This is a genomic window from uncultured Chitinophaga sp. (assembly GCF_937898475.1).
GTDB lineage: Bacteria > Bacteroidota > Bacteroidia > Chitinophagales > Chitinophagaceae > Chitinophaga.
On sequence record NZ_CALEJS010000028.1, the window covers coordinates 28,846 to 51,128 of the forward strand.

The 22,283-nt window shown below is 49.2% G+C and carries 20 protein-coding genes; 9 read left to right on the forward strand and 11 right to left on the reverse strand.

The genetic code is table 11. From position 1 onward, the window contains the following. Positions 1-12: 12 nt before the first annotated feature. The 3 genes from Q0577_RS18560 (at position 13) to Q0577_RS18570 (ending at position 2,351) form a co-directional block, all read left to right on the forward strand. Positions 13-1,290: a serine hydrolase domain-containing protein gene (locus Q0577_RS18560; RefSeq protein ID WP_298738873.1), complete on the forward strand. Its 1,278-nt coding sequence runs from the start codon at positions 13-15 to the stop codon at positions 1,288-1,290. 147 nt (positions 1,291-1,437) lie between these two features. Next, complete coding sequence (locus Q0577_RS18565) at positions 1,438-1,749, forward strand: YtxH domain-containing protein (RefSeq protein WP_298738875.1); 312 nt, start codon at positions 1,438-1,440, stop codon at positions 1,747-1,749. Positions 1,750-1,814: 65 nt separating this feature from the next. Continuing rightward, positions 1,815-2,351 (forward strand): hypothetical protein, encoded by a 537-nt coding sequence (locus Q0577_RS18570; RefSeq protein WP_298738877.1) that lies wholly within the window; start codon positions 1,815-1,817, stop codon positions 2,349-2,351. 16 nt (positions 2,352-2,367) lie between these two features. Here the strand turns inward: Q0577_RS18570 and Q0577_RS18575 are convergent, their stop codons facing one another. Then, positions 2,368-2,997 (reverse strand): hypothetical protein, encoded by a 630-nt coding sequence (locus tag Q0577_RS18575; RefSeq protein ID WP_298738879.1) that lies wholly within the window; start codon positions 2,995-2,997, stop codon positions 2,368-2,370. Positions 2,998-3,007: 10 nt separating this feature from the next. Beyond that, positions 3,008-3,751 (reverse strand): SRPBCC family protein, encoded by a 744-nt coding sequence (locus Q0577_RS18580; protein WP_298738882.1) that lies wholly within the window; start codon positions 3,749-3,751, stop codon positions 3,008-3,010. 192 nt (positions 3,752-3,943) lie between these two features. Here Q0577_RS18580 and Q0577_RS18585 point away from each other — a divergent pair, with 192 nt between their 5' ends. Then, the gene (locus Q0577_RS18585; protein ID WP_298738883.1) at positions 3,944-4,363 is read left to right on the forward strand and encodes a VOC family protein; all 420 of its coding nucleotides are present in this window, start codon (positions 3,944-3,946) and stop codon (positions 4,361-4,363) included. A 97-nt stretch (positions 4,364-4,460) separates the two neighbouring features. After that, entirely contained in the window at positions 4,461-5,303 is an 843-nt protein-coding gene (locus Q0577_RS18590) for a DUF1080 domain-containing protein (RefSeq protein ID WP_298738884.1), read from the forward strand. Between the two features lie 96 nt (positions 5,304-5,399). Here Q0577_RS18590 and Q0577_RS18595 read toward each other — a convergent pair whose 3' ends face one another. The 3 genes from Q0577_RS18595 to Q0577_RS18605 all read right to left on the reverse strand — a co-directional run bounded on the left by Q0577_RS18595 (position 5,400) and on the right by Q0577_RS18605 (position 8,726). Further along, the gene (locus Q0577_RS18595; protein ID WP_298738886.1) at positions 5,400-7,154 is read right to left on the reverse strand and encodes a DUF885 domain-containing protein; all 1,755 of its coding nucleotides are present in this window, start codon (positions 7,152-7,154) and stop codon (positions 5,400-5,402) included. An 86-nt stretch (positions 7,155-7,240) separates the two neighbouring features. Beyond that, on the reverse strand, positions 7,241-7,696 hold the full coding sequence (locus Q0577_RS18600) for a MauE/DoxX family redox-associated membrane protein (RefSeq protein ID WP_298738888.1): 456 nt from the start codon (positions 7,694-7,696) through the stop codon (positions 7,241-7,243). A gap of 58 nt (positions 7,697-7,754) precedes the next feature. Then, positions 7,755-8,726: a FecR domain-containing protein gene (locus tag Q0577_RS18605; RefSeq protein WP_298738890.1), complete on the reverse strand. Its 972-nt coding sequence runs from the start codon at positions 8,724-8,726 to the stop codon at positions 7,755-7,757. Between the two features lie 272 nt (positions 8,727-8,998). Here Q0577_RS18605 and Q0577_RS18610 point away from each other — a divergent pair, with 272 nt between their 5' ends. Then, the gene (locus Q0577_RS18610; RefSeq protein ID WP_298738892.1) at positions 8,999-11,677 is read left to right on the forward strand and encodes a TonB-dependent receptor; all 2,679 of its coding nucleotides are present in this window, start codon (positions 8,999-9,001) and stop codon (positions 11,675-11,677) included. 10 nt (positions 11,678-11,687) lie between these two features. On the opposite strand, the gene Q0577_RS18615 is transcribed toward Q0577_RS18610, so the two are convergent. The 5 genes from Q0577_RS18615 to Q0577_RS18635 form a co-directional block, all read right to left on the reverse strand. Continuing rightward, positions 11,688-12,815, reverse strand: coding sequence for a FecR domain-containing protein (locus Q0577_RS18615; protein ID WP_298738895.1), 1,128 nt, complete (start codon positions 12,813-12,815; stop codon positions 11,688-11,690). 44 nt (positions 12,816-12,859) lie between these two features. Beyond that, positions 12,860-13,399, reverse strand: a complete 540-nt coding sequence (locus tag Q0577_RS18620; protein WP_298738898.1) for a sigma-70 family RNA polymerase sigma factor — start codon at positions 13,397-13,399, stop codon at positions 12,860-12,862. Positions 13,400-13,574: 175 nt separating this feature from the next. Then, positions 13,575-16,193, reverse strand: coding sequence for a sugar-binding domain-containing protein (locus Q0577_RS18625; RefSeq protein WP_298738901.1), 2,619 nt, complete (start codon positions 16,191-16,193; stop codon positions 13,575-13,577). Positions 16,194-16,306: 113 nt separating this feature from the next. Continuing rightward, positions 16,307-17,323: an AraC family transcriptional regulator gene (locus Q0577_RS18630; RefSeq protein WP_298738904.1), complete on the reverse strand. Its 1,017-nt coding sequence runs from the start codon at positions 17,321-17,323 to the stop codon at positions 16,307-16,309. A gap of 284 nt (positions 17,324-17,607) precedes the next feature. Further along, a complete protein-coding gene (locus Q0577_RS18635) occupies positions 17,608-18,669 on the reverse strand; it encodes a FecR domain-containing protein (RefSeq protein ID WP_298738906.1) in 1,062 nt (353 codons plus the stop codon). Between the two features lie 641 nt (positions 18,670-19,310). Here Q0577_RS18635 and xseA point away from each other — a divergent pair. Then, positions 19,311-20,753, forward strand: a complete 1,443-nt coding sequence (gene xseA, locus Q0577_RS18640) for an exodeoxyribonuclease VII large subunit (protein ID WP_298738909.1) — start codon at positions 19,311-19,313, stop codon at positions 20,751-20,753. Beyond that, positions 20,728-20,946, forward strand: coding sequence for an exodeoxyribonuclease VII small subunit (gene xseB / locus Q0577_RS18645; protein WP_298738912.1), 219 nt, complete (start codon positions 20,728-20,730; stop codon positions 20,944-20,946). Before xseA ends, xseB begins: the two co-directional genes overlap by 26 nt. 132 nt (positions 20,947-21,078) lie before the next feature. On the opposite strand, the gene dcd is transcribed toward xseB, so the two are convergent. Then, the gene (dcd, locus tag Q0577_RS18650) at positions 21,079-21,615 is read right to left on the reverse strand and encodes a dCTP deaminase (RefSeq protein WP_298738915.1); all 537 of its coding nucleotides are present in this window, start codon (positions 21,613-21,615) and stop codon (positions 21,079-21,081) included. Between the two features lie 28 nt (positions 21,616-21,643). On the opposite strand from dcd, the gene Q0577_RS18655 reads away from it, so the two are divergent. Then, on the forward strand, positions 21,644-22,282 hold the full coding sequence (locus Q0577_RS18655; protein WP_298738918.1) for a 4'-phosphopantetheinyl transferase superfamily protein: 639 nt from the start codon (positions 21,644-21,646) through the stop codon (positions 22,280-22,282). Position 22,283 lies beyond the last annotated feature (1 nt).

The window sequence follows — 22,283 nt, forward strand, 5'->3', positions numbered from 1 at the left end:
TATCTTGTTGATATGAACAGGTTACTATTCCTCACAGGCATCTGTTGCTGCCTGGTATATACTACTTTTGCGCAAACAGCTCCCCGGCAATTTTCAGTTGCGCCATCTCCGCAGGCGGCAGGCTTTTCTGCAGCGCGCCTGCAAAAGGTAGACAGCTTTCTGCAGGCCGCCATTGATAAAGGGCTGGCCCCTAATGCGGTTACCTTTGTGGCGCATAAAGGCCAGATCGTACATTACAAGGCTTTCGGGTACCGGAATAGGGAAAGCCGCACGCCTTTAAAGAAAGATGATATTTTCCGCTGGGCTTCGCAGACAAAACTGATCACCACCATCGCGCTGATGATGTTGTATGAGGAGGGACGCTTCTTCCTGGATGATCCCATCAGCAAATACATCCCGGCTTTCAGGGATGCCAAAGTATTGGTGAAATACGACCGGCAGAAGGGTAGCTATGAAACAAGACCTGCAGCTACGCAACCGACCATACGACAACTGCTGTCACATGCAACGGGTATTCCTTATGATCATCCGCTGGATAGCCTGCTGTTCGGGGGCCATGGTCTGTCTGTATTCCCAACGGGTGAACAAATGAGTTTGGAATCGCTGGTGAATAACATTGCCCGGCGTCCGCTGCTGCATGACCCGGGAACGCAATTCACGTATGGCTTTAACACAGATGTAGCGGGCCGCCTGGTGGAGATCCTCTCCGGTCAGACCCTGGCAGATTTTTTCCGCCAGCGCATCCTGCTGCCCCTGGGTATGCAGGACACCTGGTTTTACCTGCCGCCTGAAAAGCAGCCGCGCCTCGTGGAGTTATATGCTTTACCTGCCCTCGATAGCCCTATCAGGGTTTCTTCCCATACTACCGACCGGCATTTTGCTTTAAGCAATACCAGCACCCTTTATATGGGAGGTTCGGGCCTTACGGGGCCAATAGCAGATTATGCAAAGATCTGCCAGCTGATACTCAATGGCGGCACGTTTAACGGCGTTCGCCTTTTAAGCCGCAAAACAGTAGCGCTGATGACCCGCAACCAGATCGGCGATGCAACGGTGTGGGACCGTAACGATAAATTCGGGCTGGGCCTCCAGATCATCACGGCGGATACGCGTTACGGCGATCCCGCATCTCCCGGTTCACTGACCTGGGGCGGCGCTTACTGTTCTGAATACACGATCGATCCCCGGGAAGAACTGATCCTCCTGGTATACACCAACGCAATGCCCTATGCCTACTACGGCGAATTTGTACGGAAGTTCCGCATCCTGGTGTACCAGGCGATGGATTAGCTGTTAGCTGTTAGCTGGACTGCAGTTGACGGAGGTTAAGCGCCGGCGGCTAGCAGCTAATACATGTTGGCCCCAAATTTGGAACTTCCCAAACTATTCCCCCCAACCAACGGCAGTTCTATTTGTTAAACCTTTAAATTGTTACATATGAGCACCACTAAATTCTTATCAGGAGTGCTGGCCGGAGTAGCAGCTGGAATAGTAGTAGGAATGTTATGTGCACCCGACAGCGGGGAAGCCACCAGGAGAAGGATCCGTTATTCAGCGGGCAATGTTCGTTATAGACTCAGCCGCCTGCTGGGCCGTGGCTCAGATAACCTTGCAGAACTGAAGCATGTGTTTGAGCATGAAGTGACCGGATTGAAAGATGATGTGCGGGAACGTGTGTTGCGCCTGATCGATGAAAGCAGGAACTCTTACGATAAATTCAGGAAAGAGGCATTATCACAGAATAGCTGATCGTGGCAGTACGCTGCTTTTTCCTGTGGTCCAATTTTGGTACACATACAGGAAACAGTAGTGTTATGCAAAACAACAGATCCAACACCGGCAAAACAGGCAACAGGGACAGGAACAGTGATGCCGCGGATAAGCGGCGGCAAGAGCAGACAAACCCTGCTGAACACGACGATCCTACCTCTGCACAGGATGATCCCGATCTTCCTGCACAGGACGCCCTGATACCCAGCCAGGCAGACCTGGAGAACAAGGAAAGTGTGGAATATTTTACGCCTTCAGGGGAATTACCCGATCCGGAAACAGCCGGAGAAATGGAACCTGATGAAGAGGACGCCAGTCCGGAGATCATCATGGGAACCGAAGCAGATGTCACTGCAGAAGACCTCGCTAACCTGGGGCCCCGCGACGAAGATATGGATGAGGGAGAAGATGAATCAGTACGTGCCCGTGATCTGCTGGTGAAACAAACAGATGAGGAGTCTGATGAAGAGCCGCCGGAAGAACTGGATGTACCAGGTGCAGCAGCAGATGATGATGCGGAAAGCCGGGGTATGGAAGATGAAGAAAACAATGAATACAGCCTGGGTGGAGATAAAGACTGATCTCCACCCGGATCTGTTATTTTACCAATCCCTTCACTAAACTTTTCCATTGAGGTTTTGAAAATCCAACAGAGGCGCTGATCGCTACCAGGGTATTCCTGATCTTATCCCATAAACCCGACGGCGCCGTGTTCGGTTTTTCATTTCGCCCGTAAACACTTGCTTTGACACATCTGCCGGAGAGTTCTACCACGAAAGAACTGGTGGCCGAGGGATCATAGAAATGCGCCACTTTTCCGTGCCACTGCTGCGGGTTAACAGAGGGCCTTACGCGAATGGCAGCATAAGCTGTTTTTCCTGATGAGGTAGTTTTGTCTTCAATCTGTTCTATTGCCACCCAGTCATAGCCATCGCCGGTTTTATTACCGGGTCCGGGCAGGTTGATACGGATGTGATCACCTTCCTGTGCGGGGTGGTTTAATGCCCTGCCTGCATCATCCGTCAGCAGAAAGTTGGCTGACAGCGGGCCTGCAAAGTCGTGCCAGTGGTTCACATCCAGCAGGCGGGCTTTAGCCTGCTCATAGCGCTCCCTGCTTTCTTTCAGAGAGGGCAGCGTCACAGAAAAGACGGTGTTGGTCGCAGCGCCGGTATATTGCTGCGGAACAGTTTTTTGCGTTGAGGCTACATGATTATTTTTATTGTCCATCTTCAATTATTTAACTTTCTTCTTTTTCATTGTCCACGATCAGTTCCCCGGATTCGAGGTAATCTTTAACGCGGGTGATATCATCTTCGATCATCCGCTCAAATGCTACGTTCAGCAGCCAGGCCAACCCCGAGCCAACATGTCCGGCAGGCGGGCGGTAAGTGATCATAACCTCTACAAAGGTGCCCCCGTTGGCAGCGTCTTCAAACGTTACGCGGCCTGCGGTAGCGATCATAGAGTTGGCTACGGAACGCCATCCCAGTAATCGGCCGGGTTCTTCCTTCATGATCTCAGCTTCCCATTCAATGGTGCCGATGCCGCCGGGGCCACGCGCAATCCAGCGGGAATGGATGCCGTCCTGTTCTTCCACCTTTACCAGGTGGTGCATAAAAAGGGGCAGGTTTCCCAGCTGGCGCCAGAAAGCATACACTTCTTCCCGGGGCCTGGAGATCAGCTGCCTGGTGCGGATATTAATGGCACGTGTATGACGGTTACGCCTCTTCTCAATGGCGGCAGCAACCGGGCAGTTGCCAGACATGCCCCTGTACAGCAGGTAACCGCCTATGGCCAGTTTCAGGAGTCCGCCAATGGGATGCCTGGAAAGCTGTCCCAGTGCGTTGCTGGTAAGCAGCGAACCGGCGAGGATGGAGACCACACGGCCTGGCCGGCTGACATTAAGAATATTGCTGCTATCATACAGCGGACTTGCGCTGGGCCTGCCATGCCCATTTAACAATGCATTAGGATGAGTCATAACTATCTTGATTTTGAAGATATTACCGCTAAAACCTTGCAGTTTTTTGCAACGCAGGTGGAGCCTGCTTAATTGTATGATTTTCAATTGATCTGGCGATTGGCTGGTCAAAGAAGCTGTGGAATAAATAATACGGGACGTAGAAAAGCCGAAACGGGCTTTTTATTTAACTTTAAAGATAAACCCTTCTTTATGGCAACAGATTACAAACCCGATGGATTGCGCGCATTAACGCCTTACCTGCATATTGAGAACTGTGATGCATTCCTTGCTTTCCTGAAAGCTGCTTTCAACGCCGGGCAGGAAAACGTTTACCGCGATGACAGCAATAATGTGGTGCATGCGGAGATCCGTATTGACGATTCCATACTGGAGTTTTCAGAGGCCCGGCCGGAATATCCTTCCATGCCCAGCGCTTTTCATTTATACGTACCTGCTGTAGATGAAACCTACCGGCGCGCACTGAAGGCAGGTGCTGCGTCCATGGCGGAACCCGCCGACCAGTTCTATGGCGAACGCAGCGGCGCTGTAAGGGATGCCTGGGGAAACAACTGGTATATTGCTACCTACACCGGTGTGATGAAAGAAGATCCAAATGCAGTGAAAGACTAACTAACGTGACAGTATATACGGGCAGCTGCCGTCAGAAAGGTATAATTGACAATTAATAATTGTCTTCGTATTTTACTGCTTCAATAATGCCACTATCATGAAAAAACTGCTCTACGGTTGCCTGCTGCTGTTATCTGTATCCGCCTGTGCGCAAAAGTCTGCAAAGACGGCTTCACCCGGTAAATGGATAGAACTTTTTAATGGTAAAGATCTGAAAGACTGGGATATCAAGATCGCCGGTCATGAACTGAACGATAATTTCGGCAACACCTTCCGTGTAGAGGATGGTCTGCTGAAAGTGCGGTATGATCAATACAGCAATTTTGACGAACAATACGGGCATATCTTTTACAAGCAGCCCTTCAGCGCATACCTGCTGGTGGTAGAATACCGTTTTGTGGGAGACCAGGTGGCCGGCGGCCCGGGATGGGCTATCCGTAACAACGGGGCCATGCTGCATTCACAGTCGGCCGCCAGTATGCGTAAAGACCAGGATTTTCCTGTTTCCCTGGAGATGCAATTACTGGGCGGCAACGGGAAAGATCCCCGCACTACTGCCAATCTTTGCACCCCTGGTACCAACGTGGTGATGCATGGTAAACTGATCACGGATCACTGTATTTCCTCTACGTCCAAAACATATGCCGGCGAACAGTGGGTAAGGGCAGCAGCCCTGGTGCTGGGCGATTCCATCGTTCATCATATAGCCGGCGGGGATACCGTACTTACCTATACGAAACCGCAGATAGGCGGAGGTTCCGTATCCAACTATGATCCGGCGGTGAAGAAAGACGGCCAGCTGTTGAAGGAAGGATATATTGCCCTGCAGGGAGAAAGCGCCCCTACTGATTTTCGCAGGGTAGCGGTGTTTGACCTCAGCCCCTACATGAAGGATCCTGTAAAGCTGAATAAAATACTGAAAGAGCTGCAACAGCAATAAGGCAGTTAAAATGTTTGAGGGTTTGAAAGTTTGAAGGCGTCCTGTTATGTGAGACGCCTTCAAACTTTCAAACCCTCAAACGTTAAAACCCTCAAACTAATTTAACATCAGCTGCCGGATGTATTTCACCGGTGTGCTGCCGTAGCTGAGGAATTGTTCGTTAAATGCTTTGAGGTTGTATTTATCCCCCATCTTTTCTTTGTAGGCAGTCCGGAGGTCGATGATCTCCTTATAGCCGGTGTAGTAGCTGGTTAACTGTACGCTGGTAACGCTTACCCGTTTCCATTTACCTGCTGCTTCTGCCTGTTGCTGGAACGCTTCTTGGGTCAGCAGTTTGATGGCGTCTTCTTTGCTCATATTATTCACGTGTACGCTGTAATCCAGAATGGTATTGCAAACAGCGCGCAGGTTCCATTTATACCACATCAGCCACATTTCGGGTTCATTGTTGCCGTAGCCGTTTTCCAGCATCATCTGTTCTGTGTATACGGCCCATCCTTCTATCATCGCGCCATTGCCCAGGATGGATTTGATAAGGCTGGGCGACTGGTTGGCGTAAACCAGCTGTGTATAGTGGCCGGGGATCGCTTCGTGGATGTTCAGTATCTGCAAAATATAGTGGTTGTACTCGCGCAGATAGCTTTCCGCTCTTTCGGGTGTCCATCCTTCCAGGCTGCCTACATTGTAATAGGTATTGCCTTCTTTGTCGTAAGGACCAGGAGCGCTGATGGAGGCTCCGGCTACACCGGCCATATATCCGGGTTCTTTACGCACTTTCAGCGGTTTGGAAGGATCCATGTAAAGCAGGTTTTTTTCCTTGATAAAAGCAGACAGCGTTGGCAGCTGTTGTTCAATGGCCTGCTGGAATTCAGCCGGTTTTACGTGCTGTATGGACAGGGTATCTATCATCCGTTTGATCAGCACCAGCTGGTCATCAGGTACCGGTGTGCTGCCGAAATATTTGGGCCACAGCTGTTTACTGATGCGGGCCATTTCAGTATGGATCCAGTTCTTGCGGGCAATAGCAGAATCGTAGATCTGGGCGGCCGTATAGGCAGACTGTATATCATACTTAAACTTGCTTTCATACAGGTCTCCACCCAGTCTGAAACTGCGGGGATGTTCCACTTTCAGCGCTTTCAGCCAGGCGGCAAAGTCGCGGATAGCGCCTGCCGCTGTTTTGGCGCGGTCCAGCAGCGCTTTTTTCTCTGCTGTGCTTAAACCGCTTTTACTGAGGGAGTCTGCCAGGTCTTTTTCAAAGATGGACAACCCGCCCAGGTGTTGATCCTGCGCCAGGCTTGTAAGCTCCGGTACGGGATCTTTGATCAGCTTTTTGGCGGCGGCATAAAAAGCGGGGATGTTGGCCATCCGGGCGTGAAAGCTGCGCAGCCTTTCGTCCAGCGGGGCATAGTTCTCATTCAGCATAGATGCGAAGGTGCCGATCACGTTGTAGGAAGTAGGCGCCCATTCATAGGTCTTTGCCTTTTCAAGATCCCACTTACGGCCTTCCAGCTGGTTGCGGATCAGGTAGTAGTCTGTGAGCAGGCTTACGCCTAATTTGCTGGTATCATAGCTTTGCAGGGAGTCCTGCTGTTGCTGCAGGAAGGCCAGTTCTGCCTCCATGGCTGCGCTGTCAGGAACGACCAGCACCGTATCATGTTCATGGAAGCCTACCGCGGTAGCCCACTCAGGATAAGTTTTCCATAGGGCGGCCAGGTAATGTGCTTCATATTCGCGGAAAGCCGCATTTTGAGAGGTATCAGCGCCGGTATGACCGGTATTGGTACTGCTGCCGGTATTACAGGCTGCCAGCAATGCGGCAAACCCCAGCGTAAATAGGTGTTTTTGCATGATGAACAGGTAGATTTATCCTGAAAGATACTTTTTGTAGATGACAAATAGTACCGGGATCTGCCTGTGCGCAGGGGAAATTTGTTTCAGGTTAAACTAAACGCTGCATCGCTGTCGCCGGTGTTTTTTGCTTTGCGGCGTTTCTTTTCAAGTATAGCGCTTACAACAGCGAGTATAGTAAAGGTGATATTGAAGACGAGGTGTTGCTGCCAGGACATTTCCTGCAGTATGCCGCCGCAACTGCAGGGCAGTTCCGTACTGAAGCTCAGGATTGCGGCAATATAGACGGTGAACAGCAGCATCAGTACCGAGGAGGCATACAGGCCCCACAAACGCCATGCGGGTATGAATAAGGCGATGGCTACGGCAAATTCCACCAGGGGCAGGGCCCAGGCAACAAAGGGCGCTATGGGGGCCAGGATGGGGGATACGGCTATCTGCTCTTTAAAGACGGTATAGTCCATCAGTTTACTGATACCGGTGTAGAGGAAGAGCACTACCAACAGGAGGGCAACGATACTGGGAATGGTTCTTTTGAGCATATCCGAATGTAGTGAAATGGCGGCATATTGCAGTTATCATTTGGGAGCATTTTTGTGGTCATTTGGGACAAGCAGGGGTAATGTGCAATTGTCCTGTTCCATCAAAATTATAGTCTATCGCGGTAGTATAGCCAATATCTTCCAGCAGGCGTTCCACGGGTTTACGGGCGTTAATAATACCGGTGTAGCAAACGTTGGCCAGTTCATCGCTGTCAATACTGATCCGGATGTTATAGGCGCGTTCAGCCATCCGGCATACTTTTCTTAATGGGGTATTCTCAAAGCGGTACATACCAGACAGCCAGCCGAGCACAGTATCCGGTCTGTAAGCGCTTACCAGCAGTTGGGGGATGTATGTTTCGAGTGTGGCAGTATAACCGGGATTCAGCTTTACTTTTTCTCCTTCGCGGGTGGTGATGGCTACAGCGCCGCTTACCAAGGATACCCGGACGCTGCTGTCATAGGTGCGGACATTGAAGCTGGTACCCAGCACCTCAATATTAGCCAGGCTGCTGTGCACCATGAAAGGCCTTTGAGGATCGGCGCTGACGGTGAAGAAAGCCTCGCCTTCAACATACACTTCACGGCGTTTGCTCCTTTTAAGATCTGCAGGATACCGGATGGTGGTAGCTGCATTCAACCTGATCTCCGTTCCATCATCCAGTTTGATGGTGCTGTTAGCGCCTGGTGGCGCTGCCAGGGTTTTCAGGGGTATATTACCTGGCGCTGTTTCCCTAAAATAAAAATAACCGGCGCCGGTTGCAAGCAACAAGGTGACGCCGGCCGCTATATACAGAGGGAAACGTTTCCTGTGTGGTGGTTCCCAGTTTTCATTCCGGGACGTTTCATGTACTTCATCGAATAGCTCCCTGGCTTCAGCACTTTCGTCCAGCATTTTTTGAATGAATGTATTTTCTTTCCTTGATGTTATTCCTGCCTGCTGCTTTATCAGTAAATGCACAAATGCTTCGTGGTCAAACCTGCCGGGGTTACTCAGCGCATTCCGCGACATCATGATTGTAGTTTTCAAGGTCAATGGGTTTTGTTGGGATCCACTGTATTACTAACGGTGAAAATAAGAAAAGGTACCACATTATTACTTATAGTAATAACCTATCGCCTATAGAGGAGGTCTATATGTGGAGAGATAAGATAACGAATGATGCTGTAACCTTATCGCAGTAGGCAATGTTTTAAAATTAAGCCGGCAGCGCCCTGCAAATTGCGTTTTACTTCTTAACTTACAATCACCTCTTCCCTCAGGAGGATTGAAACCATTAAAGGACCTATTATTTATTCAGGATGAGTAAAACCCTCCTCATCGTCATTATTGTTACCCTGTGCGCGCTGCGGGCGCGGCCCCAGACACAGCCAGCAGTCTGGGTGAAAGGCAGTATAACAGACAAAGACAGCCAGCAGCCGCTGGAAAATGCAACGATAGCCTTGTTAAGCGCACAGGACTCCACAAACGTAGCTACAGGGTTTACAGATGCCAAAGGTGCTTTTTTGCTGAAAGGTGTGCAGGCAGGCAGCTATAAGTTGTATATCACCTACCTGGGTTACCAGCCGGTTTTGCATGCGCTCACCATTACACCTATTGATACGCTGGTAAATCTGGGTGTGATCAGCCTGCAGGGAACGGGCGTAAGTTTAAAGACGGTAGAAATTGTACAGGTAAGAACGCCCATGGTAGTAAAGCGGGATACATTGGAGTTTAATGCAGCTTACTACAAAACGAGAGAAAATGCAGTAATGGAAGAGCTGTTAAGAAAACTGCCCGGCGTTCAGATTGAAAAAGATGGTACGATAAAGGTAAATGGCCAGGTAGTAAAGCGGATACTGGTGAATGGTAAACCCTTCTTCGGTGATGATCCTAAAATGGCCACCCGCAACCTGCCTGCTGATATGATAGATAAGATACAGCTGATCGATAAACGATCAGACCAGTCGCAGTTTTCGGGCGTGGAGGACGGAAACAAGGAGAAGGCGATTAATATTACCATCAGGAAGGATGGGAAAGGGGCATTTGTTGGACAGGCATCAGCAGGTTATGGAACAACAGAACGCTTTGCCGGCAGTGCGCATCTGAGCCGCTTCGGCGATGGTGAACAGTTGACATTATTAGGTAATGGCAACAACATCAACGGCTACCAGGAAGGACAAACAAGGATAATTGCCGGTAGCGGTCTTGCGAGGAACTGGAATGGTGGGGTAAACTATAGTAAGGATATCAGTGAGCAACTAAAAATAAGCGGCAGCTACACGATTGGCGATTACCGCCTGGAAAACGAAAACAATGTGGCCAGGCAGAACCTCTTACCTGACACCACTTATTACTACAACCAGGATAACCATTCATTCGATAACAATACCTATCATAATTTTGATGTACGTACCGAGTATAGACCGGATTCAACGTATACGATAACGCTTAGCGGAAACCTCAGTTACAGCAAAACAAAAAATGCGCTGGAGAACCGGTACGAATCACTAAACAGTGAGAAGACATCAGTAAACAGGGGAACAATGCAAAATGCAGGTAGCGGGAGCACTCCGCTATATAGTGTCAATATCCTTATTGGAAAAACATTTAAGAAAAAGGGCCATAACATAAGTGCTAATTTTGGCTTTTTTGGTAGTGATAATCACCAGGAAAATTTTAACAGATCAGATAATTTATTTTTTCAATCAAATGGTGTAGCCATCGGTGATACGATCAACCAGCGAAAGGATATAGGCAACAAGAACCACATGGGTCGTTTTTCATCGACATATACAGCGCCTGTTCTTAAAGACCGTTTCCTAGATGTGCTTTATGTTTACAGTACCACCGGCATGCATTCCAGTCAGCTTGCCTATGACTACAACTATACAGGTAAAGTGTACGACCGTATTAACGATAGTCTGAGTAATTCATTCCGGAACAATTACTCCTTTCACCTCGCCAGCCTGAGCATTCGCACCAGGAAACAAAAATATGAATACAGCCTTGGCGGATATATACAGTTCAGTAAGCTCAGTAATGACAATATCAGCAGCAATAACCGGATACATCAATCCATGGTCAACGTCTTCCCGATGGCCACATTCAGCTATGCTTTCACCAGCAGCAAAAGGCTGCAGTTCTCCTACCATGGCAGCCCGCAGCAACCCAGCATGACGCAGCTGCAGCCAATACCTGATAACAGTAATCCGCTATATATACAGTTGGGTAACCCGGATCTTAAGCCAGCGCTTATTCACAGTTTCAGCGCCTGGTATAATGCTTTTAACGCCAGTTCCATGAATGGTTTTTCTGCCAGTACAAATCTTGCTTTTTATCCTGATAAGATCATAAATACAAACTGGTTCGATTCTCTTGGCAGACAGGTGAGCAAGCCCCTGAATGTAAGCGGCGCTTACACCTTTAGCATAAATGTGGTGAACAGCCTGCCGCTGAAAAAGCAGGTGTCGTCTGTCAACACAAATACCGCCGTATTTGTTGGCCGTGATATTAATTTCATAAACGGTGTACAAGGATTAATGCGAAATTTCAGTATTACGCAGGAACTTGCTTTTAACTATGCAAAGGATGTACTCAATATTACTGCGCAGGGAAGTGTCATTTGGAATGGTGTAAGGTATACTGTTCAAAAGGATAACAATAGTAATTATTTCAGCTACAATTTATCGTCCATTTTCAGTATCAGCCTGCCGGGTGGAATCAGCTTTGGTGGAAATGCAGATTACCTGCTCAACGCAGGCCGGGCCCAGGCTTATAACCAGCATGCCGTATTGCTGAATGCCTTCATTTCCAAAAGCCTGTTTGCCCATAAGCAGGGAAGCATCAGGCTGCAGGGATTTGACCTGCTTAGCCAGAACCTGAGCATTACCAGGAATGTTGGCGAGAACTATATTGAAGATGTACAGGGAAGGATCTTAAAGCGGTTCTTTCTGCTTAGCTTTACATACTATCTGAAAAAGAAGGAAGCAGGCAAATAACAGCTGTTGCTTAGTGAATATGCAACACCCCCTCCTCATCAAAATCATAATCAATCAACTCCGTAGCCTTTAATCGCTCCAAAGACGCCTGCACTGCCTGGTTCCTGTCAAAAGACCCGGTAAATCGCTGCTTCGCCGCCTGTGGGTTATCAATGATCACTTCAATGCCATACCAGCGGGGAATCACCTGGCAGATCTCTTCCAGGGAAGCGTCTTCAAAACGATAGATCCCCTGTTGCCAGGCCAGCACATCTTCTTTATCAAAAGTTGTGAGTTGTAATCCCTTTTCCGGGGTATAAACCGTTTGCTGCCCGGGCTTCAGTATTTTGGCCTCGCGTTGCGTTTGCATCTTTACCGCTCCTTCGAGCAGCGATACGCTGATCCTGTCCTCGTTATAGGTATTAACATTAAAAGAAGTACCCAGTATCTCTACATGACTGCTGTTGGGCAGGTGCACAATAAAAGGTTTTTGCGGATCAGGAGCTACCTTCAGCCAGGCTTCACCACTAACGGTGATCTCCCTTGTCTTTTCATCAAAGCTGAAGGGGAACCGGAGCTTTGAGGAAGAGTTTAACCACACCTCGGTGCCGTCAGACAGCTGAATTTTATAGTCCTTTCCCGGTGGAACACGTAGTGTTGCCACACCGGCGGGCGCCTTATCTGCTGTATAACTCAGCGTTCGCTCAACATTGTTTAAGGTGATACCTTTCAGCGCTATTTGCTGTTTTTCTTCAGAAAGCGTGATTGTTTTTTCATTGCCGATCTGCAGCTGAACAAACTGCTGTCCGCCGGGGGAGGAAACCAGCTCCGGCTGTGGTTTGTCAGAAAGGAAGTAAGCGTATAAGCCGATGCCCAGGAGGAATAGCATGGCTACGCTGCCTATTGCAATGCCCTGCCGCTTTCTTCTCTTTTTTTTACTGTCAGCAAGAATTTGCGCTGCTGTGAGGTTATAGGCCAGCGCTTCCCTGGCTGCACGTACCTCAAAGCTGTCCAGCTCCTGGTGAAGCTGTGTATAGAGTACCCAGGCCGCTGAACTTTCGGCAATGATCTGCCGCAGATGAGCGGCATCCGGTTCACTGATCGTACCGGCAATCTCTTCGATCACCAGCTGTCGGATATAGTCCTGGTCTGGGTGCATACTACTATTTAATCGTTCATGATGGAAAAAGGTAACACGGATGATCAGGCGCTTTTCAGTTTGCCTCGCAGTACTTTTAAAGCCCGGCTGATCTGGTTCTTAACGGTTTGGACATTGATGCCCATTTCCAGGGCAATTGTTTTATGGCTTTTGCCTTCCTGGTAGAGCAGCTGAAATGCTTTCCGGGATGCGGGCGCAGAAATAGCATTGATAGCGTTGGTAAGCTGTTGGGATAACTCCTTTGTTTCCAGCGGAACCTGGTTGGTGCCGGATTCTTTTGCATACCCGTATTCCCGGATGAAGTGCATTACTGTTTTTGATTTCCGGTGTTTATCGATGCACTTGTTGCGGACGGCGCGGAAAAGGTATTGCCTGAAGGTAATTTCTGCAGGGATGGCGGATCTATGCATCCATATCCAGGTAAAAATATTCTGTACGATATCCTGTGCTTCCTGGTGGTCTTTTAAGCGGTAATATGCTTCCATGTACAAAACGGATCTGTACTTGTTGAATAGTTCCGTGAAGGCTGCTTCATCACCGGCTTTCAATTGGGCCAGCAGATATGCATCGCTTTTAGGTTGCATAAGTTTCTTGCGGTGTTTGCTTACATGACAATTGTTCAATTGTAAGGTGTATATCGGGAGCGCTGAAAAAGCTGGATGAAGGTAGGAAAATCTGCGCAATTTTCCGCTGGCAATAAAGAGAAAGGACCGCTGAAAAGCGGTCCTGTGTTTAAGAATCTATTGGTGATCCGCGTTATTATTTCCAGGTTCGTTCGCCCCGTTTCATCTTCTCCAGGTTTTCCTTCAGCGCGGCATCGGGCAGCATGCTTACCGCCTTTTCCTGCTGGCGTATCGCATCTTCCGTTTTACCCAGCTTATACAGCAGGTTGGCGTAAGTGTCCAGGTAGGCCGGCTGCTCGCCCGCCTTGAGCGATAAGCGGCTCCAGCTTAAAGCAGGTTCCAGCAGGGAAGGGTTCTCTACCTGCTCGAATGCCGTCCATGCATATTGGTTCAGCTCATCTGCGCTCAGGTGCTGACCGTATTTGCCGATGTATTCATTGGCCGCCTGTGCAAAGTTTTCCCATTCCTGTTTGTTCAGGAAATGAATGGTTTTGGCCCGTAACAATATCTCTTCGCCGGGAGCGCCATAGCTGCTTACATTGGCCGCCAGTGTATTCCAGTCTGGCGTGGATTGGGGATTTGATACATATGGATGTATCTCATCCTGGTAGATCAGGTTCATCATCTTTACATCGGCCTGCCGTTTGCCCAGGGTGCGGTTGATCTCTTCGGCATGCTGGCGTATGAGTGCAAAGCCGGCATCCTTTGTGCCCGTTGTTACCTGCATTACATAAGAGAGGTCTTCTGCGGAAAAGGGAGATTGAAGTCCTGCAATATAATCGGCCGCAGCCCTGCGGGCGCCCAACTTATCGCCGGTTTGCTGTGCCGACATCGCCAGCCTGCGCAGGAATGCCGGATCTTTTTTCCCTTCCACGTATTGCTGTAACAACTGGCTGTACAGAATACCGGGGTCGGTAATATCTGCCGCCTTTGCGCTCACTGCCGGAATATTATCGGCAGTTGCCAGCAGCGGGCTGTGTATCCTGCGGAGCTCTTCAAAAGGTATTTTAATAATTTCCCTGTCGTAGGTCATCAGTCCGTTTTGTTCGCCTTCCACGTCAAACGGCTGCGTATAGATAGAGCCGCTGAGGCCTTCTTTCTCCAGCAGTTGCAGGTGCTGATTCATGATGGTGTATTTTCCTTTCAGGGCAGAGGGCGTTACCTGGATGTATCCCCAGGCGTTCATGGGGTTCCACTGGTGATCCGGGATAAACACCCCAATGCCGCCAAATTCGCCCAGGATGCGCGCTTTCCCTGGCAGGGCAGGTGCGTTCATCGGGTCGGGATAGGAGTGAACGTCTGTCATATCCGCGCTTACCCAGGCATTGGGTGAGGGGCTGCGCAGCTTCTCGTTCACGTAGAGTATTTCGCCGGAGTGACCATTAATCAGCCGGGAAGGATCTTTTTGCTTTACCCATTCCGTGAGGCGTTGCTGATCAAAGGCGCCCCATTTTTCGTTGAAGAGCACCCAGGTGGTGATGCAGGGATGGTTATGCAGTTGCTCCATCGTTGCGGCCACTTCTTTTTCAAATGTTTCTTTTGCGCCCTCCGGCATATGGTGCGGGGGATTTACAAAGTCCTGCCAGACCAGCATACCCAGTTTATCGCAGTGATAGTACCAGCGGTCTGGTTCTACTTTGATATGTTTACGGATGGTATTAAAGCCCATGGCCTTAATGGCCCTGATGTCAAAAGCCAGTGCTTCATCAGTGGGCGCGGTGTAGATACCGTCTGGCCAGAAACCCTGATCCAGGGTACCGAGGTTATAAGTGTACTGGTTGTTCAGGAATATGCGGTCAAAGCCAGCTGCATCTTTTTTCACCTCCACTTTACGCATACCGAAGTAGCTCTTCACTTCGTCTGTAGTTTTCCCGTTTTTTACCAGCTGTACTTTCAGGTCATACAGAAAAGGATTGTTGGGGCTCCACAGTTTTGCCTGTTTAACAGGCAGCTCAATATCGGCGCCGGGCGTGCCTTTGGCAGTGCTGACTGTTTTTCCTCCGGCGCTGGCGGTTAGTAACACTTCACAATCTGCGGGCGCTTTTACGTTTACATGCAACACCTGCCGGTCAATATCCGGGCTGAGTTTGATATCCGCAATGGCAGCAGCGGGGATCACTTCCATCCATACGGTCTGCCAGATGCCTGTGCAGGGCGTGTAGTAAATATCCGCGGGGTTGAGCACCTGTTTACCATGCGGGTTAGGTCCCTGGTCTGTAGGATCATACACTTTTATCAGCAGCTCGTTGCTGCCGCTTTGCAGTGCATCGGTAATATCTATCGAGAAGCGCTGGTAACCACCTGCGTGTTCACCCACGGGTTTATTATTCAGGTAAACGGTTGCCTGCCAGTCTACCGCGCCGAAGTTCAGCAGTACACGTTCTCCTGCCTGCCTGGCTGGTGCGGTAATGGTGCGTTTATACCACAGGAGCTGATGTGGGAGCACTGCCTTTTTTACGCCGGACAGCGCAGATTCTATCGGGTAGGGAACCAGTATGCTGCCATCAAATTGTTCCGGGGCGGCTGCATCCCCGGGCGTAATGGCATACTGCCAGAGGCCGTTCAGGTTTTGCCAGTGCGCACGTACCATCTGGGGCCTTGGATATTCCGGCAGCGTTTTATCGGGGCTCACATCTTTGGCCCAGCGTGTCTGGATGCCTACGGGTTGCATTTTCCAGCTGCTTTGCGCGCACACGGTCATTGGCAGGACCACCAGGCACGCGGCCAGTGAAAGCAGGTTCTTGAATTGGCTCATGTTGAACGATTGGTTGATTGGTGATTTACATAGTAATCCCCTGCGGCATTGCCGCCGGATTTACATAACAACGTAGAGAAGGGAAAAAGGTACCATCCGTTTCCACATTTATTTCAGACTTTCGGCTTGCGGCTGTTCCTGAACTCTTCAGGATCCATTTTTACCTGGTTGGGTGTGTAGCCGGTATAGTTCCGGAAGGCCCTGGAGAAGTTGGATACGTCGGTGTATCCCAGCTGTTGCGCAATATCCCTTACCGGACTTACATCCAGCAGCAGCAGCTCCTGTGCTTTCAGCAGGCATTGCTGTTGCACAAAATCGCCCAGGGCTACCTGGCAGTGTTTTTTGAAATGCATTTTCAATGTGGAGGGACTGACATTGAACTGGCGCGACAGGTTCTCGAGGCTGCATTCATGGATATGCGGATAGCTGGTGATAAACTGTTGCACAGCCATAATGATCTTCTCCATTTTGGAACCCTGTATGTTTTCCAGGTCATGGGCTAATGTCAGTTCTTCATCGTATGCACTGAGCAGGCTGTAAATGTGTGCCTTTATTTCAAGATACAGGGAGGGACCGTTCTTTTTACAGTGATATATTTCGTGAATAATATTCTTCACTTTCCCGTTCATTCTTGCGGGCGCCAGCAGCCCGCCGGTTCTGTGCTGCTGGTGCAGCAGCTCCAGCATTTTCTGCAGCTGGGGGTGAGCGCTGAGCAGTTCCTGCAGGAATGCCGGGGAGATCTCTATACGCAATGATTCGCTGAGGCCTTTCTGCGGTTGTGAAATATGTTTACCGGCGGCTACGTGAAAGAGGTTGTACCTGGATGGTTCCAGCATGATCTCTTCAGCGCCGTTTAACCTGGAAAAGATCCTGCCCTGTTTAATATACTGCAGGGCGATAGTAGGCGTATCCCAGGTGGGATGAAGTGTTACGGTACGGTGCATGTTGAATAATGCCACGTGAACCTGGTAGTCGGGAGTGCTCAGTACCTGCCGTACGATCGTGCCGAAATCATAGGATATACACGTTGCATCAGCCCAGGGCGCCAGCAGACCTTTCAGATCCCAGGGTACTGGTACTACAATGCCGCCGCTACCATTAACCTTGTCGGTTTGAACGGATGTATGCATAAGCGTTGATCAAACAAAGAAAAAGGTATTTCATTAGTTTAACATTGATGCCTCCATTGCTTGAGGGTGCAGCGGGGGCACTGAATTGATCCGGTCACTTCTCTGGTTATATGAACCCGAGGCAGCATCGGTGATGTGCCTTTTAACAGGATTGTATTTTCAATGGCTTTCAATGGCCGGGTTGGCTACCGGCTGGGATTACAATACAAATTAGCTAATACTACTGCAATGTTATAACAGGAGCTGAAAACCAGCATATTTTTTTGGGGTTAATGCAGGTGTTGTTACTTCAGATGCACGCGTTTTTCTTCATCCCAGGTCCATTTTACCCGCAATGTTTTGGCAACATTGTCCAGGAATATTTCCACCGGTTCGTGCCTATATACGGCTCCGTTATACTTCTGCTGCGCAATTTCAGGCCTGTCAAATATGATCTCCACATCGTACAAACGCTCAATGGTACTGCATACTTCCTTCAGTGTTTTCTTGCTGAATACATATCTTCCGTTTACCCATCCCGGTACCGTATCATTAATGATGTTATCCATTACCAGTTGTCCGCTCTCCTGATCTTTAAACGCGGCCTGGCCGGGAGATAACTGGATCATCCTGTTCTTTTCCAGCACTACCACAGCGCCTGTCAGTAATGCGGTGCTGAACTGGTTGTCGTAAGTGGTTACATTGAAAGAAGTGCCCAGCGCAACTACATCTGCGTGCCCGGTATGAACCACAAAAGACCGTGCAGGGTCAGGAGCCACTTCAAAATACGCTTCTCCTTCTACTTCCACTTCCCGGCGGCTGTCTTTAAAGACCAGCGGAAACTTAAGACGGGTGGCCGCGTTGATATAAACGGTAGTACTATCCGCCAGTTTAACAGCGTAGGTAAACCCACGGGGTACGATCAGTGTATTAGCCTGCCGGGCATACTGCTCTTCCACACGGATGTCCGGTAAGCTCACAGGGCGTAAGGAGTCTGCGGGTTCATCACTCAGCTGGATGCTGCGGCCATCTGCCAGCTGGAGGATAACGGCTTTTTTATGCGTATCATGAACTGCCTGCTGGCGCTTATGCAGCCGGAGGTAAATACTATCCAGCACAATCACCAGCAGCACGGCTGCCGCTGCTGCCAGCCAGTAGGGCAGGGGGCGTTTCATCCGTTTCACCGGCGTGTGCCCGTGCTGTTTATCTTCGTCCGCGAAGGTGATCAGTACATCCTCCCATAAGCTGCGGGCCCTTGCATTTTCCTTCAGCTGATGTTCAACGTAACGTGTTTCCTTTTTGTTTGCTTCGCCATCATGGTACTTTACCAGTAATTCGATAAATTCGTCAGGATCGAAGTGAACCATATACTGCATGTTTTTTTGAGTACAATGTTCGATGCTTGAATTTATAAGGACATAGCGCAATGTTATTGGCTGTATTTATTTAAAGTCACTTTGATCTTTACATGCGGAACAGTCATCGTGGATATTTTCATAATCAGGTTCATTTAAGATTGTCTTTAAGGTATCCCCGAACGTAATAGTTAGCTTAACGCTGAGAAACGCGGGGTTTATCCATCTGTCAAAAAGTAATCCGGCATTAATGGCCCGTTGCATGGGATGGCCGACAGGCTTTTTCAGAATATAGCAAGGCCGTAATGTTTACGCCCCCCTGCGATTTTGTTTTGGTTGAATATGGTGAATTAAACTGCCAGCTCATGACTCTCAAATAACGATCAGCATTAGGTGAATTGGCCATGCTAAACATGCTCCTTATCAGCAATTAATTTATTTGTTAAAGGTGATAGAAAAGCGATAAACTTAATATTACCTTTCTCACGCAATATCGTTTTAAATACAAAAACGGACTTGTCCATTTTAGCTATTTCCCAACTTTCCTTCCTCATTTGTTAATTTTCAGCACTTACTAAATATTTTAGCATAACTTGCACCCGTTTCGCCTTTGGAATTTGGATTTTGGATTTTGGAATTTGTAACTTCCCCTTATGTCTGCAACACCATACATAAAGCTGTCTGACCTCAGCGCCAGGATCCAGCAGGCAATTGCCAGTGCATTTGCGGGTCAAAGCTATTGGGTGGTTGCCGATGTAACCAACTACTCCTTTTACCAGCAACGGGGTTATCACTACTTTGACCTGGTGGAGAAACAGGATCATGCCGGCGATATCATCGCCAAGGTGGCTGCAGTGGCCTGGGGAACAGGCGCCAATAAAATAAAGGACTTTGAACGCATTACCGGCCAGCTGTTTAAGAATGGTATCAATGTACTGGTGAAAGTAGCCGTTAACTACCATCAGGTCTATGGCCTGCAGATTACGCTGCTGGATATTGACGCCAATTTCACCATCGGACTGCTGGAACAGCAAAAGCAGGAAATCCTGAACAGGCTGCTGGCAGAGAACCCGGACTTCATTACCAGGGTGGGCGACCGCTACCTGACCAGGAACAACCAGCTGCCATTGAAGCCGGTGCTGCAGCAGATAGCAGTGGTGACTTCCAGCAATTCTGCCGGTTACCAGGACTTTATCCATACGCTGCACAACAACCGTTTTGGCTATCGCTTTGTGGTGGATAACTACTTCACCGTGGTGCAGGGAGAGGTCAATGCAGAACAGGTGCAGCAACGCTTCATTGATATTTTCAACAGCGGTAAACCATACGATGCCGTGGTGCTGATCAGGGGAGGCGGGGCGCAGACCGATTTCCTGATCTTTGATACCTACCGCCTGGGCAGAACCGTGGCCCGCTTTCCCATACCGGTGATCACCGGTATCGGTCACCAGAAGAATGAAACCATCGTTGATATGATGGCGCATACGCCAACCAAAACGCCCACCAAGGCGGCGGAGTATATCATTGCCCATAACAAGGCCTTTGAAGACGGTATGGTGGCTATGCAGCAGCTGATCCTGATCAGGTCACAGCAGCTGTTCTCTGCCCATTTCCAGGCCCTGTCTGCCATCCATACCCGGATCGTCAACACATCCAGGGATATGCTGTCCACACAAAAGGATGTACTGGCCTATTATAACCAAAGGATGATCAACACCGCCCGGGAAGTGCTCAGCAACCGGCAGCGCGCACTGATAGGGCTGTCGGGGCAGCTGCTTTCCCGGCCGCAGATACTGGTGGCCAATAAAAGGAATGAGCTGTCCAACCAGGTAGCGAATATCCGTTCCTTCAGCAGGAACTATTTTCAGCATAAACGAATGGGGATTGAGCACCATGACACTGTTTTTAAACTGGTGAGTCCCGCCAACATCCTGAAGCGGGGCTTCGCACTGGTATACCATAAGGGGCATATCACCACGAATGCCGTAAATATTGAGCCGGGCAGCGATATCAGTATATTGCTGTCTGATACTGCATTGAACGCAACCGTAACAGCAAAAAATAAGCGCAATGGAACAGCAGGACCTGACATATGAAGCGGCCTACGAAGAGCTGAGAACAATAGCAGAAGAGATCGGGAACGAATCCGTTCCCGTAGATATATTAGCGGAAAAGGTAAAACGCGCGGCTTTGCTGATAGAGTTCTGCCAGCAAAAGCTGCGGTCTACAGAATCGGAGGTGAATAAGATCATTAAGCAGATGGAGAAGAATGCTTCATCAGGGAAGTAGCGGGTATTCGTTACTGATGCGGTAATCCCCCGGGGATATTATGTACATGTTATGTAGATGTTATGTAGATGTTATGTATCTTAAAGAGACATAACATCTACATAACATCTCTACTATATCTACACTACATCCCTAGAACTCATTCCTCCACATCATACTTTCTACCGGCTTCACGGTGCGGCTGTTATACTTGGCATTGCCTTTTTTGTTGTAGAACGTAGCTACTTCTCCTTCCACCACAAAATAGATCAGCTGTCCGATGGGCATGCCGGCGTAGATCCTTACCGGTTGTGCGCAGGAGATCTCCAGGGTCCAGGTATTGCAGAAGCCAACATCGCCTTTCCCGGCGGTGGCATGAATGTCTATTCCCAGGCGGCCGGTACTGCTCTTGCCTTCCAGGAAAGGTACGTGTGCATGTGTTTCCGTATATTCTTCGGTTACGCCCAGGTATAAGGTGCCGGGTTGCAGCACATAGCCGGCTGCAGGGATCTCGAAATGTTCGATCTCGTTATGTTTACGCGCATCCAGTACCCGGTCTTTGTACGTAGCCAGGTGTTTACCCAGGTGCACGTCGTAAGAATTGGTGCCCAGGTATTTCCGGTCAAAGGGGGAGATGACGATGGTCCCTTTTTCAATTTCTTCCAGGATGCGGGTATCAGATAAGATCATAGCTGATTTTGTATTAATTTGGCAAGATATGCCATTAATACGTACGATACAAATGGATCAGGGCACCCGCCTCGGAGTGTGGAAAATTGGTGAACAAGAGAACGAAAGCTTTTTCAGGTCCCGGGTCAATATCTCGCCCGAAATACATCATCCGCATAAACGTTTACAGCATTTTGCAGGGCGCTACCTCCTGCTGGAGCTATTCCCCGAATTCCCGATACAGGACATCCGCGTGATGAGCAGCCGCAAGCCCGTCCTGGAATATAACAGCTTCCATTTCTCCATCTCCCATTGCCGGGACTATGTAGCGGCCATTGTAAGTAAAAAGAGTTCAGTTGGCATCGATATTGAAGCAATGCAACCTAAAATAGAGAAGGTGGCCCATAAGTTCCTCGGACCGGAAGAGCAGGCTTTTATGGACCCCCTCCACTCCCTGGCGCACAAAACGGTGTGCTGGAGCGCCAAGGAGGCCGTATACAAATGGTACGGGCTTGGAAGCATTGATTTTAAAGAACATATACAGCTGGAACCATTCCTTTTTCAGCCGGCCGGTTTTATCTCCTGTAATTTTAACAGGTTGGATACAATTGCACGGTTATATTTGCAATATTATATTATGGAAGGCGAGGAAGGTATGTGCCTGGCGTGGACCACTACTATCAACTGAC